A 12,789-nucleotide genomic window follows, 5' to 3' on the forward strand; every position below is an offset into this window, starting at 1 on the left:
GGTGGCGCGGTGCCATCGCCCGACCGTGCCCCTGAGCACGAGTCGGGCCGGCGAGAGTGCTCTTGGTGCCGTGGTGCTCACATCTCGTGCTTGCCGTGGCGCAGTGGCTCCTCCGGCTCGGCCGCGCCGGCAGGGGAGACCGGGGAACCGCCCGAGGTGCCGGCGGGGATGTCGGGGCCCCCGGCACGGGCGTCACCCGGCGAGGGCTCCGCGCCCGCGTCGAGCTGCTCCAGGCGCGCGGCCAGGATCTCCTTCACCTGCGGCCGGTCGGCGTGTGCCCGCTCGTACTCCGCGAGCCGCCGCACGTCGTCGCTTCCCAGCGACCTGATCCTGTGCTCCACGGTCCCCGCCGGCAGCTGGTCGTAGTCGGGCAGCGGCAGAGCGTCGGACTGGTGTGCTGACATGGGTTCCGGCCTCCTCGGGCGCGACGGATTCCGGTGGTCCGGCGTCCGCTCGTCGCAGGAGCGGGCGCCGCCTGTTCACGGTGTGGCGCCGCCCCGCGGCGAGCACCACAGCTCGGCGGGTAACCACCGAGCGCGCCCGGCACACGTCCGGGCCGTCACCTGGGGCTTTTCCGGACTAAGGCTTTGGCGTCTGTGGGGCTGCGGGGAAGATCGTGTTTCATGACTTCCGCCGCTTGGAGTACTCACGCCATCGATCTCAAGCCCCACAGCGTGATCAAGAGGTTTCGACGTGGGAGCCGCGAGGAGTGCGAACGGGAATGGCGGGCCCTGACCCTGCTCTCCGCGTATGCACCGGGCTTGGCGCCCGCTCCCCAGAGCGCAGACCTTGCCGCCGAGGAGCCGGTGGTGGTGATGTCACGGCTGCCGGGTGAGCCGCTTCGGGGTCAGTTGCTCAGCAAGCAGCAGCTCAAGGCGCTGGCAGTTGCAACAAGCGAGATGTACGCGGCGGTGCCGGCGGATGCACTGGCGAAGATCCCGGTCCGGCCCGGCCAGCAGCATGAGCTCATCGCCAAGATCCGGGCTTGGACACCACGGGCTCGCCCTCGTGTCAGCGCTGAGGTGGGGGAAGCCATGGATCGTGGCCTGGACTGGTTGGCTCGCGCAGGCTTCGAACATGCCGCCCCGCCGGACGTTCCGCAGGTCTTTGGGCCAGGTGACGGGAACCTCGCTAACTACCTGTGGGACGGCTCTCGCGTACGGATCGTCGATTTCGAGGAGTCCGGACTCAGCGACCGGCCCTTTGAACTGGCAGAGATCACGGAACACGTGGCCAGCTGGGTTGACCAGCCACTAGATGTCGAGATGTTCCTGGATCAGTTCGATCTGGGCGCCACGGAGCGAGTGCGACTGCTGGAGTGTCGTCGGCTACTGGCCCTCGTGTGGTTGTTCCTCCTGTCCTTCGACGACCCTCAGCGTCCGCGCAACCCGCCGGGAACAGCCGAGCGGCAAGCCGCCCGGCTGTCCAGGCTTCTCGGTCGGGGCCCGCGGGCTGTCCAGGGCTGATCAGAGTGGCTCCGCGTGGGGCGGGGCCAGTGGGTCGCTTCGGTCATGCAGGGCGATCAGCCTTACGGCCCGGATTCCCCTGCATCCGGTTGAGGTGGCACTGCGTCGTCGGTGAAGACGGGCATGCCGAGGTCGACCAGCTGCGGCCGGCCATCAGTCGGGGCCCGCTTGAGGCTGTTGAGCTTGGCCATCGCGGCGTCGAAACTGACCTGGAGTCCTTCGACCTCGCCGAGCCAGCCGTTCCCGCGGGCTTCGGTGATGCGCTCGCGGAGGTTCTGGATGATCTCGATGAGGCGGGGCCGCTGGCGGGGGTCCACCTGGAGAACGGGGCAGCGAATGCAGGCGTGTTCGTGCTTGCAGGGGGTGCCATAGGGGCGCCCGCAGGTGCCGAGGGAGACCTTGCGGAGCTCGAAGTGCTGCTGGAAGTCGTGCCATTCCGCCGCGGTCGGCTCGCGATATTCCTCTTGGGGGCGCTCGGCCCGGCGCCGGTCGAGGAAGCCTCGGTAGGTGCGTACCAGGTCGTCCTGGAAGACGGCGAGGTATGCCTGGGTGGTGGTCAGTGTCTTGTGACCGAGGATGCGGGCTGCGATGTGAACGGGCAGTCCGCCGGTGACGGCCTCGGTCGCGAACATCCTTCGAAAGTCGTGCGGCGTGTAGCGCAGTGGCTCGCCGGCCTGATCGCGTAGTCCGGTGGCCTCCAGGGTCCGGTCCAGGGCGCGCTTGATGCCAGCCTCACTCATGACCTGCGGCTGCCAGTAGGGGCGGCGCTGGAACAGGTGCGGCAGCTGGGGGCCCGTGACGCGCTCGTGTGAGTCGTAGCGGGAGATCAGCGGGACTTGCCCGCCGTTGGCGTCGCGCAGGCGCTTGATGATCGTGGCCAGGACGCTGGCCAGTTCGGGGCTAACCAGCAGTAGCCGTTCCTCGTTGCTCTTGGAGGGAACGATCTGGAGGAGCGGGACGACCTCGTTGGTGTCGGGCAGTTTGTAGGAGACCAGCGCGAGGTGGGTGAGCTCGGTCAGTTCTTCGGCACGAACTCCGGTGTGCCGTAGCGTCTCGATAATCGCCCAGGCCCAGAAGGCGTCATCCTCCACGAGGCTCTGGTTGATCCTTCGTTCGGCGCTGTCGACTTCCTTGATGTAGATATGCGGCGAGCCGTGGTCGAGGCGGCTGGGCACCTCGTTCACCTTGGGAAGGACCCGCAGGTATCGCGTCTCGCCGTGCTCGAAGGTCTCGTTGAACGGGGTGGCGCGGGCGGCCTCCAGGAGAGCGAGGGCCTCTCGGTGCACTCGCTCGGCTGTCTCCAGCAGCACGGGGAGATGGGGCAGCCGCTCGCGGACTCGCTGGTGCATCCGGGAGGTGGCCTGTTTGATGATCTTGTGGTTCCCGGCGCCGTCGCCCCGGGTGATCGGGCTTGGCACTGCCCACTGGACCCAGAACGGGTCGTCGTGGGCCCACTCCTGGATGTCGAGGTAGAAGCCGCGCACCCGCATCATGACGTCGATGCGTGAGCGGCGCTCTTTGACCTCTCCGCTCTTGTTGACGTAGGTGACCAGGCGTTGTTTCCAGCCGTCGACGACCTCGTCGGGCAGACGGAGGGTGTCGATGCCGGGGTGGTGTGCCTCGATGTCCGCCCAGAACACGCCAGCCAGTTCGCGTACCAGTCCTCGGAAGGTGCCGTAGTCGATCCCGGGGCGGCGTTCTTCGAGGTAGCGGACGAGCAGGTTGCGGACCTGCGTGGACTGGATGTTGTAGGAGTCGACCAGCTCGGCGGTGGGCCGCTGCCCGTGCCGCAGCGCGTCCTTGAGGGTGTCCTTCGAGTCGATGACACCGGCGCCCCGCAGCAGGTCCCAGGCGCTGTGGGTACCCACGTATGCCTCACCGGTCTCCCGTCGTCCGACGGCCCGCAGGTAGAAGACGTCCTCAGCGGTGAGCTGAGCGAGGTCCCGGCCCGTGTGCAGGATGATCGAGGAGATGACGCGCAGGCCCTCGTCGATGTGGCGGGGCGTCATGCCGATCTTGGCGCCGAAGTCGCGCATTCGGTCCAGCTGCCCGGCGGGGAACATCTGCTGGACGTCCTTGAAGAGCCGCATCGCCTTGTAGCCGCGCAGGAAGACGTAGCGCGGGAGAACCACCCGGCTGATTAGCAGGGTGTTGAGGCCCATCATGAGCTCGTTGCGCCTGGACTCCTCGCAGCGCGGATCGTCCTCGTTGAGGGCCAGGATCAGCTCTTTGCCCTGGTCCGCCCCGGCCGCGAGCCACCGTCCCTGCCACCCGTCTTCGGGGAAGGTCAGCAGCCAGTCGAGGATCTTGGCTGCCCCCGCGAGCCGGATAGTTCCGGGCCACATGCCGCGGCTGTACGTTCTCTGCGGCCAGAGCGGCGAGGTCGGTAGCAGGGCCAGGACCTCGTCTCGGGTGAGGTGGTCGTGCGGGCCGACGCGTTCCTTGTCCGCTTTGAGGTCGTGCTCGATGAACAACGGTTTCGCCGGCGCGGGGCCGGTTCCGGCCCGGCGGACGGAGTTGACTCGGCGGCTTCCTTGTCGTGTCACGCCTGGCCACCTCCGAACAGCACGGCCAGGTCGCTTGCCTCGTAACCGGTCGCGACGGCGGTCGGCACGGGGTGCTTCGCGCGTTCCTCACGGTCGGCGAGGTACTCCTGAACCCGGGCGATGACCTGCTCTACTTCCTCGACGAGATACACGTCGGCGGTGGTGCTCAAGTTGGCGTGCCCAAGGATGGTCTGCACGTCCCGCAGCGACAGCCGCTTGTCCCGGGACATCCGCAGCGCGGCGGTGTGCCGCAGGTCGTGCATCGACCAGTTCGTGCCCAGCAGGGCGTTGGCCCGGCGGAACACCGCGCGCAGGGCCTCGTAGTTCATCGGCTGGTAGGCCAGCCCGGCGCCGTGGTCACGACGCCGGAGTGTCCACCACAGCGGGGCCTGCGGGTCCAGGGGCGGGCCTTCGCTCTGGTAGAGCCGCAGCCAGATAAACGACTCCGGGCTGGAGGGAAGCCACTGCTCAGCCTGGGAGCCCTTGCGTTCGACGCGTACCAGCTGGTCGCCCCAGTCGACGTCGACGCCGCGGACCCCGAGGAGCTCGGAGGCCCGGGCGGCGTTGCTGATGCCGAGCGCGAGGATCGCCCGGTCCCGGTTGGACCGCAGGGCCGCGAACAGTTCGTTCCACCGCTCGTCCGGCATCTGCCGAGGGCGCCGGCGCGGGACCTTGGGGTTGTAGCGCAGTCGGCCCTCGCCGCCGTAGGAATCCAGCGGGTTGTGATGTGCGTGCGGGCGGCGCCTCGCGCTCCGGGCCAGTGGCACCGGGTTGACCAGCGGGCCGCTGCCAGACTCGATCCAGAATTCGTAGAAGCTGCGGAGTACGGCGTTGCTGTGCCGGATCGTGCGCGGCTTGTAGAGGTCGTCCAGGTACGGCTTCTTCGTGATCGTGTTGGTCGTCCCCGCGGTCGCCGCCGAGAGCGTCCGCGCCGACGACCGAGGTTTCGTCGTGACCCGCAGCCACAGCACGAAGTCGCGCACCTCGGCGGACGTGGCCCGGTCCCATTCGACCTGGACCACCCGAAGCCATCGCCACCAGCGCAGGAGATCGAAGGCGTAGCTGCGGACGCTACCCGGCCGGTTGTCCCGAGCGACGAAGTCGATCAGGAACCTGCGAATCGGCTCCACCGCTCCTCCCTCCTCGTCCAAGACCAGCCAGGGCACCGCCCCAGCTCCCACGGCTACCCGCCCCCATCGCGGCAGGCGGATCAACTGGATGTCACGAGATGCTGCGTCCAACTTCGTTGCGCTCCTTCGTCGTTCGGATGCGTAACGTCTACCGACTAGGCCACACGGGGGATGCGCTCACGTCCGGCGTGTCGTGCGGTAGTCCGGTCAACACCTCGGTGCGGGCGCCCGGCACACGTCAGGACCGTTCGGAGACGGCGGTGCCCCGCACGCCTGGTGCCGTCACGCTTCGGCGGCGGAGGCCGGGCGGGGCGGGGTCTCCACGGCCCGGGCGTACGCGGTCGGTGTGACCCCCACGGCGGCGGTGAAGTCCCGGACCAGGTGGGCCTGGTCGCTGTAGCCCAGCTCTCCGGCCAGCCGGGCCCAGTCCGTCCCGGGCTGGGCGGTGGCGCGCTCCATCGCCTCGTGGACGCGGTAGCGCAGGATCGCCCACTTCGGACTGACGCCGACGTACGTGGCGAAGAGCCGTTGCAGGGTGCGCACGGACACGCCCTCGTCCGCGGCCAGGCGCTCGACGCGCAGGACGGAGCGGTCCTCGCGGATCCGGTCGGCCAGTGCCATGGCCTGCTCGGCGGCCGGGTCGGTGCGGGGGGAGAGGGAGAGCAGAAAGGCATCGAGTGCGGCCACCCTCCGGTCCTCCGCGTCCGGCCCCAGGACACGGGCGGGCGCTCCTCCGTCGCCGAACGCTTCGCGCAGCGTCAGCTGTCTGCCTCTCAGGGCGGTGAGGGGGCGGGGCGGCGAGAGGAAGGGGCGGAAGCCGCCAGGGCGGAACTGGACGCCGCACACACGCCCGGAGTCCGCCAGCTTGGTGGTGAACAGGTCCGTGGCGACCCCCGCCACCAGCCCGCTCGCGACGGCGACCTGGGCAGGACCGCGCCGTTCGAAGACGAGGTTGACGCACGGGTGCGGGACGACCTGGGAGACGTACGGCTCCTCCAGATCCCAGTCGATCAGCCAGTAGTGCTCCACCCAGCGGCGCAGCGGCTCGGCCGCCGGTCTGCGGCGGAAGTGGACCCGCGCCATCAGCGACGGCGCCTGCACGATGCCCCGCGTGTCCCTGCGCGGTTGTCCGGTGTGCGCGCGGGCAGCGGGCGTCCGGTCCCGGTCCGACGCTTTGGCACTGCCCTCACCTGCCATGACGGCGATCCTATGCCGGTCACTGTCGCGTTTCTTCAAGCCACGGGCCGCGGCCTGGACCTAGCGTGACGGCATGGCCAACGACCTTTCGCCTCTCATCGACGGTGCCGCCCGCGCCGCGGACCCCGTCGTGCGTGGCATCACCGACAAGCAGCTCACGCAGCCCACCCCCTGCGCCGAGTACGACGTGCGGGCGCTGCTCAACCACCTCTTCCACGTCGTCGTCGGTTTCCAGGCGCTCGCCGCCCGGGAGGCCGCCGACTTCTCCACCACCCCCGACTACCTCCAGGGCGACTGGCGTGCCCGCTTCGGTGCGGAGACCGGCAAGCTGGTCACGGCGTGGGCGGCGCCCGACGCGCTGGAGGGCGTCTCTCCGGGCATGGGCCTGCCGCAGCGCACCGTGGCGCACATGGTGCTCGGCGATCTGCTCGTCCACGGCTGGGACCTGGCACGCGCCACCGGCCAGGACTACCGGCCCGACCAGGCGGTCCTGGACGAGGTGCGGCCCGCCACCGAAGACATGGCACCGATGGCGCGGGAGGCGGGCGCCTACGGCGAGGAGGTCTCCGTACCGTCCGACGCCACGCCCTTCGAGAAGATGCTCGCCCTCACCGGCCGCGACCCGCGCTGGTCCCCCAGCTGAACCCCCACTGAACACCGGCTGATCCTCGCCCCGCCCGCCCGGCCGGCTTCCGGGGCCGCCGGTCGGCCGTTCCTCCGCCCGTCCGTCGTTTCCGCTCTCCCGGCGGGCCGCGCGCGCCCCGCCGTACGCGCCGGGGCGCAGGCGCCGTGCCTCTTCGGGCGCCGGGAGAGCCGCCCCGGCGCGTTTCCCCCACCGGGTGATGCGGGCAACTGAACGGGGACGACGGATGAGGGGGGAACACCGTGATCGTCTGGCTGAACGGCGCGTTCGGCGCGGGCAAGACCACCGCGGCGAACGAACTGCTCGACCTGCTTCCGGGCAGCACGCTCTACGAGCCCGAAGTCATCGGCGCCTCACTGCGCCGGATGCTGCCCAAGGAACGCCTCGGACAGATAGCCGACTTCCAGGACCTGCACTCATGGCGGCGGCTCGTGGTGGACACGGCCGCCGCTTTGCTGACAGAGGTCGAAGGACCTCTGATCACCCCGATGACACTGCTGCGGCGCGAGTACCGCGACGAGATCTTCGGCGCGCTCGCCGCCCGCCGCGTCCCCGTACAGCACCTGCTGCTGCACGCCGACGAACCGGTACTGCGCGAGCGCATCGACACCCGCGCCGCCGATGACGGCGGCTCCACCCGCGCCTGGTGCCTGGCACACCTGTCCTCGTACCGGGCGGCCCTGCCGTGGATCACCGCCGAGGCGCACGCGCTCGACACCAGCCACCTCACGCCCCGGCGCACGGCCGAGCGTCTCGCCGAGGCGATCGGCGCGGGAGCGGGCACCACGGGCATCGTGCAGACCCCCGAGCCGACGGCCGAGACGGTCGCCTCGGGGGTGCTGCTGTTCGACGACCGCGACCGGGTGCTCCTCGTCGACCCCACCTACAAGCCGGGCTGGGAGTTCCCCGGTGGTGTGGTCGAGCGCGGCGAGGCGCCCAGCACCGCGGGCGTCCGCGAGGTCTTCGAGGAGCTGGGACTGCGGCTGCCGGAGCAGCCGGCGCTGCTCGTCGCCGACTGGGAGCCGCCGCGCCCGCCCGCGTTCGGCGGGATGCGGCTGCTCTTCGACGGGGGACGGCTCGCGCCCGAGGACGAGGCCGCGCTCCTGCTGCCCGGCGCCGAACTCCGCGACTGGCGCTTCGTGACCGAGGAGGAGGCCGCCCGGCTCCTGCCACCCAACCGCCTGGAGCGGCTGCGCTGCGCCCTGCGCGCCCGCAGGGCGGGACACCCCCTCTACCTGGAGGGCGGTGTCCCGCCCCGCTGCGGCAACCTGCTGCGCTGACGAACCCGGGGCCCCGGGTCCTGCGGGGTCAGGCGTTCTTCTGCCGCGCGTATCCGTGCAGGAAGAGCGCCTCGGCCACCGCCATCCGCTCCAGCTCGCGCGGGTCCACGCTCTCGTTCACCGCGTGGATCTGCGCCTCCGGCTCGCTCAGACCGATCAGGAGGATCTCGGCGTCCGGGTAGAGGGCGTCCAGCGCGTTGCACAGCGGGATCGAGCCGCCCATCCCGGAGACCTGCATCTCAAGCCCGTCGTACGCCTCACACAGCGCCGTGGCCATCGCGGTGTAGGCCGGGCTGGAGGTGTCGGCGCTGAACGGCTGGCCCTGGCCGATCACTTCGGTCGTCACCCGCGCCTGCCACGGCACGTGCGACTCCACGTGCGCGACCAGCAGCTCGATGGCCTTCTCGACGTCGGTGCCCGGCGGGATCCGCAGCGAGACCAGGGCGCGCGCGGACGCGTGCACCGAGGGGGTGGCGCCCACGACGGGCGGGCAGTCGATGCCCAGTACGGTCACGGCCGGACGTGCCCACAGCCGGTCGGCGACCGTGCCGCCGCCGAGCAGACCGACCCCGTCCAGCACCTTGGCGTCCCGCCGGAAGTCCTCCTCCGGGTACGGCATGCCCTCCCAGCGCGCATCCGAGTCGAGGCCGTCGACGACGGTGTTGCCCTCGGCGTCCCGCAGGGAGTCGAGCGTGCGCAGCAGCGCGGCCAGCGCGTCCGGTGCCGCGCCGCCGAACAGGCCCGAGTGCAGGTTGCCTTCGAGCGTGTCGACCTGGACCCGCAGCAGCGTCATGCCGCGCAGCGTCGCGGTGACGGTGGGCACCCCGCAGCGGAAGTTGCCCGTGTCCCCGATGACGACGGCATCAGCGGCCAGCAGCTCGGGGTGCGCACGCGCGTACTGCTCCAGACCGCCGGTGCCCTGCTCCTCGGAGCCCTCCGCGATCATCTTCACCGAGACGGGCAGCCCACCGTTCTCGCGCACGGCCCGCAGCGCGAGCAGGTGCATGATGAAGCCGCCCTTGCAGTCGGCCGCGCCCCTGCCGTACCACCGGCCGTCCGCGCCGTCGGTCAGCTCGAACGGCGGGGTGCGCCAGGCCGCCTCGTCCAGCGGCGGCTGGACGTCGTAGTGCGCGTACAGCAGCACCGTCGGCGCACCCGCCGGGCCCGGCAGGTAGCCGTAGACCGACTGGGTGCCGTCCGGTGTGTCCAGCGCCGCGACGTCCAAGAAGCCCTCCGCGCGCAGCGCGTCGGCGATCCACCCGGCGGCCCCCTCGCACTCGCTCACCGGGAACTGCTCCGGGTCCGCGACCGAGCGGAACGCCACCAGTTCGCCCAGCTCCGACTTGGCGCGGGGCATCAGCGAGGCGACGGTGGCCGCGACGCCCGCGGTGGAGGCGGCTGTGCTGGAGGCGGCCGGGCCGGCCGCGGTGGACGTGGGGGCTGCTGCGGGCGAGGCCGTCGGTTCTGACGGGGGCTGCGGCATGGGAACGCTCCTTGTGGGCGCGACGTTGGCACACGTGTACGGACACATGTGTATCGCACGTGACCCGCCCCGTAGGATGCGGTGGGCCATACCGTCAACAGAGGTCGACCGGGAGCACAGCACATCGTGAGCAGCGAGAACGCAGCCGGGAACGAGGACGTCGAGCCCGCGGGGGACCGGTGGGAGGACCGCCCCGTCTGGGACGTCGTCGTGGTCGGCGCCGGGCCCGCCGGCGCCTCGGCCGCGTACGCGGCGGCCGTCGCAGGCCGCAAGGTGCTGCTCGTGGAGAAGGCCGAGCTGCCGCGCTACAAGACGTGCGGCGGCGGCATCATCGGCCCCTCCAGGGACTCGCTCCCGCCCGGCTTCGACCTCCCGTTGCGCGACCGCGTGCACGCGGTGACCTTCACCCTGAACGGCAAGCTCGCCCGTACCCGGCGCGCCCGCAGCATGCTCTTCGGCCTGGTCAACCGGCCGGAGTTCGACAACGCCCTGGTGGAGGCGGCCGTCAAGGCCGGCGCCGAGGTGCGCACCGGTGTCGCCGTCTCCCGCGTCGAGCAGCACGGGCCCGCCGTGCCCGACCGCCGCACGGTCGCCGTCGTACTGGCGGGCGAGGAAGAACCGGTCCTGGCCAGAGCGGTGATCGGCGCGGACGGCAGCGCGAGCCGGATAGGGGCCCACGTCGGCGTCAAGATGGAGCAGGTCGACCTCGGGCTGGAAGCGGAGATTCCCGTCCCCGACAGCGTCGCGGAGGACTGGGCCGGGCGGGTGCTGGTGGACTGGGGCCCGCTCCCCGGCAGTTACGGCTGGGTCTTCCCCAAGGGCGACACCCTCACCGTCGGCGTCATCTCCGCGCGCGGCGACGGCGCGGCCACCAAGCGCTATCTGGACGACTTCGTCGGCCGCCTCGGCCTCGCCGGGTTCGAACCCCGCGTCTCTTCAGGACATCTGACCCGCTGCCGCGCCGACGACTCACCGCTCTCCCGCGGCAGGGTTCTCGTCGCCGGAGACGCGGCCGGGCTCCTGGAGCCCTGGACCCGCGAGGGCATCTCCTTCGCGCTGCGCTCCGGACGGCTGGCGGGGGAGTGGGCGGTCCGCATCGCCGAGGCGCACGACGCGGTGGACGCGCGCCGGCAGGCCCTCAACTACGCCTTCGCTGTCAAGGCGGGACTCGGCGTCGAGATGGGCGTCGGGCGGCGGCTGCTGCGGATCTTCGCCCGCCGCCCCGGTCTCTTCCACGCGGCCCTCACCGGCTTCCGGCCCGCCTGGAACGTCTTCGCGCGCTTCACCCGCGGCGCCACCTCGCTCGCCGAGGTCGTCAGGGTGCACCCCCTCGCCCGCCGCGTTCTCGACACGTTCGACCGCGGGGAGGCCGTACGCGACGGTTCCGACCCGGTCGAGGAATCGCAGGAGGGCGCGGACGGTGACGTTCGGGGGGACGACGCGGAGCGGGACGAGCGTGCGGACGGCGCCGGTGAGCGGTCTGCCCAGGGGCGTGACGAGCCGGGTGGCGAGCCGACGCGGCGCCGCTCGGCCTGACGCGACGCCCGCCCCCGGCCTGACTCGCCCGCACGTCCCGGAGGGGGACGCCCCCGCGCGGCCGCCCGGCGCTCCGTACTCCCGGGGAAGTAGCCGCGAGCACCGCACCGGGCTGACGACGCACCGTACGAGGCACGTCTAGCGTGAGAGGCGTGGTCAGCACTCCTTCCTCCTCCGCCGCTTCCGGGGACGGCGCCGCGCATGCCCACGGGGCCGCGACGCCCGCCCCTGCTGACGGCGGCGCTCCTGCCTCTGGTGACGGCGCCGGCGCGGGACCGGCGCGGCGTCCCCGGTGGCGGCGTCCGCCGGGCCGGCTCCCGGCTCCGCCGTCCTGGGCGCGGCGGCGCGTCCCCTGGGCGACGTCGGCCGCCGTCTTCGTCCTCCAGCAGGTCGGCACGGGGTTCGCCGCGCACGACCAGCGGGCCGCCGACTCCGTCGGTCTCGACGGGACCGCCCGCCTCCTGCTGACGCTGGGGCCGCTCCTGCTGCCGGCCAGGTACCGCTACCCGCGCTGTGCGGTGTTCGGAACGTCGGCGGTGACGCTGGCGTACCTGGCGGCCGGCTATCCCTACGGGCCTGTCCTGCTCAGCGTCGTCGTCGCGGGCTTCGCCGCGCTCGTGGCGGGATACCGCTACGCGACCTGGTCCGCCCTCGGCATGCTCTGGCTGGGCAACCTGCTGGTGGCCCACACCTTCCACCGCCTGCTGCCGCCCGGTGACGATCCGCCCGGGTCCTGGGGCGCGGACCTGTTCATGCTGGTGTGGATGGTGGCGCTGTGCACGGCGGGTGAGCTGGCACGGGTGCGCCACGCCGAGCGGGAGCGCAGGCAGCGCGAGGCGGAGGAGGCCGAGAAGCGGCGGGCGGACGAGGAGCGGCTGCGCATCGCCCGCGAGCTGCACGACGTGCTGGCCCACAGCATCTCCGTCATCAACATCCAGGCAGGGGTCGGCCTCGCCCTCCTCGACTCGGAACCGGCGCAGGCGCGGACCGCGCTGACCACCATCAAGGCCGCGAGCAAGGAGGCGCTGGGCGAGGTGCGCCAGGTCCTGGACACGCTGCGTGCGCCGGGTGACGCGCCCCGCGCCCCCGCGCCCGGGCTCGACCGGCTCGCCGAACTGGCCGAGCAGGCCGCGAGCGCCGGGCTCCGGGTCACCACCGAGACCGAGGGGGCGCCCGTACCGCTGCCACCGGGCGCCGATCTGGCGGCTTTCCGCGTCGTGCAGGAGGCTCTCACCAACGTGGTGCGCCACTCGGGATCCCGTACCGCGCTCGTGCGGATCCGCTACGGCAGCACCGCCATGGAACTGCTCGTCGACGACGAGGGGCCGGCGACCGGCACGGGGCCGACCGGCGGCGGCAACGGGCTGGTGGGCATGCGTGAGCGGGCGGCGGCGTTCGGGGGCACGCTCGAGGCGGGCCCGCGCCCCGGCGGCGGCTTCCGCGTCCTGGCGACGATCCCGCTGCCGCCGGGCGAGGGCGGCGCGCCGCTACAGTGACCGCCGTTCCGC

The 12,789-nt window shown here is 71.9% G+C and carries 10 protein-coding genes; 5 read left to right on the forward strand and 5 right to left on the reverse strand.

All coding sequences use genetic code 11. From position 1 onward, the window contains the following. Nucleotides 1-77: 77 nt before the first annotated feature. Nucleotides 78-404, reverse strand: coding sequence for a DUF8129 domain-containing protein (locus DQ392_RS00450; RefSeq protein ID WP_114013417.1), 327 nt, complete (start codon nucleotides 402-404; stop codon nucleotides 78-80). 219 nt (nucleotides 405-623) lie between these two features. On the opposite strand from DQ392_RS00450, the gene DQ392_RS00455 reads away from it, so the two are divergent. Then, entirely contained in the window at nucleotides 624-1,466 is an 843-nt protein-coding gene (locus tag DQ392_RS00455; RefSeq protein ID WP_114013418.1) for a phosphotransferase family protein, read from the forward strand. Between the two features lie 62 nt (nucleotides 1,467-1,528). Here DQ392_RS00455 and DQ392_RS00460 read toward each other — a convergent pair whose 3' ends face one another. The 3 genes from DQ392_RS00460 to DQ392_RS00470 all read right to left on the reverse strand — a co-directional run bounded on the left by DQ392_RS00460 (nucleotide 1,529) and on the right by DQ392_RS00470 (nucleotide 6,225). Continuing rightward, nucleotides 1,529-4,012 carry a tyrosine-type recombinase/integrase gene (locus tag DQ392_RS00460; protein WP_245980998.1) on the reverse strand — a complete coding sequence of 828 codons (2,484 nt, stop codon included), beginning with the start codon at nucleotides 4,010-4,012 and terminating at the stop codon, nucleotides 1,529-1,531. After that, the gene (locus DQ392_RS00465) at nucleotides 4,009-5,253 is read right to left on the reverse strand and encodes a tyrosine-type recombinase/integrase (protein WP_245980999.1); all 1,245 of its coding nucleotides are present in this window, start codon (nucleotides 5,251-5,253) and stop codon (nucleotides 4,009-4,011) included. Before DQ392_RS00465 ends, DQ392_RS00460 begins: the two co-directional genes overlap by 4 nt. A 171-nt stretch (nucleotides 5,254-5,424) precedes the next feature. Next, nucleotides 5,425-6,225, reverse strand: coding sequence for a helix-turn-helix domain-containing protein (locus DQ392_RS00470; protein ID WP_245981006.1), 801 nt, complete (start codon nucleotides 6,223-6,225; stop codon nucleotides 5,425-5,427). A 187-nt stretch (nucleotides 6,226-6,412) separates the two neighbouring features. On the opposite strand from DQ392_RS00470, the gene DQ392_RS00475 reads away from it, so the two are divergent. Both DQ392_RS00475 and DQ392_RS00480 read left to right on the forward strand, forming a co-directional pair. After that, a complete protein-coding gene (locus tag DQ392_RS00475; protein WP_114013422.1) occupies nucleotides 6,413-6,982 on the forward strand; it encodes a TIGR03086 family metal-binding protein in 570 nt (189 codons plus the stop codon). A 242-nt stretch (nucleotides 6,983-7,224) separates the two neighbouring features. Then, a complete protein-coding gene (locus DQ392_RS00480) occupies nucleotides 7,225-8,262 on the forward strand; it encodes an NUDIX hydrolase (protein WP_114013423.1) in 1,038 nt (345 codons plus the stop codon). 28 nt (nucleotides 8,263-8,290) lie between these two features. Here DQ392_RS00480 and DQ392_RS00485 read toward each other — a convergent pair whose 3' ends face one another. Continuing rightward, the gene (locus tag DQ392_RS00485; RefSeq protein WP_114013424.1) at nucleotides 8,291-9,745 is read right to left on the reverse strand and encodes a dipeptidase; all 1,455 of its coding nucleotides are present in this window, start codon (nucleotides 9,743-9,745) and stop codon (nucleotides 8,291-8,293) included. Nucleotides 9,746-9,871: 126 nt separating this feature from the next. On the opposite strand from DQ392_RS00485, the gene DQ392_RS00490 reads away from it, so the two are divergent. Both DQ392_RS00490 and DQ392_RS00495 read left to right on the forward strand, forming a co-directional pair. Then, nucleotides 9,872-11,281, forward strand: coding sequence for a geranylgeranyl reductase family protein (locus DQ392_RS00490; protein WP_425470443.1), 1,410 nt, complete (start codon nucleotides 9,872-9,874; stop codon nucleotides 11,279-11,281). Nucleotides 11,282-11,433: 152 nt separating this feature from the next. Beyond that, a complete protein-coding gene (locus tag DQ392_RS00495) occupies nucleotides 11,434-12,777 on the forward strand; it encodes a sensor histidine kinase (RefSeq protein ID WP_181856214.1) in 1,344 nt (447 codons plus the stop codon). The last annotated feature ends 12 nt before the right edge of the window (nucleotides 12,778-12,789 follow it).

Source organism: Streptomyces reniochalinae, from assembly GCF_003323735.1.
GTDB lineage: Bacteria > Actinomycetota > Actinomycetes > Streptomycetales > Streptomycetaceae > Streptomyces > Streptomyces reniochalinae.

Excerpts from the sequence above, each read along its gene's own strand:
- DQ392_RS00485 (WP_114013424.1), bottom strand. The coding sequence starts at position 9,745 with ATGCCGCAGCCCCCGTCAGAACCGACGGCCTCGCCCGCAGCAGCCCCC.
- DQ392_RS00450 (WP_114013417.1), bottom strand. The coding sequence starts at position 404 with ATGTCAGCACACCAGTCCGACGCTCTGCCGCTGCCCGACTACGACCAG.
- DQ392_RS00455 (WP_114013418.1), top strand. The coding sequence starts at position 624 with ATGACTTCCGCCGCTTGGAGTACTCACGCCATCGATCTCAAGCCCCAC.
- DQ392_RS00475 (WP_114013422.1), top strand. The coding sequence starts at position 6,413 with ATGGCCAACGACCTTTCGCCTCTCATCGACGGTGCCGCCCGCGCCGCG.
- DQ392_RS00470 (WP_245981006.1), bottom strand. The coding sequence starts at position 6,225 with ATGGCGCGGGTCCACTTCCGCCGCAGACCGGCGGCCGAGCCGCTGCGC.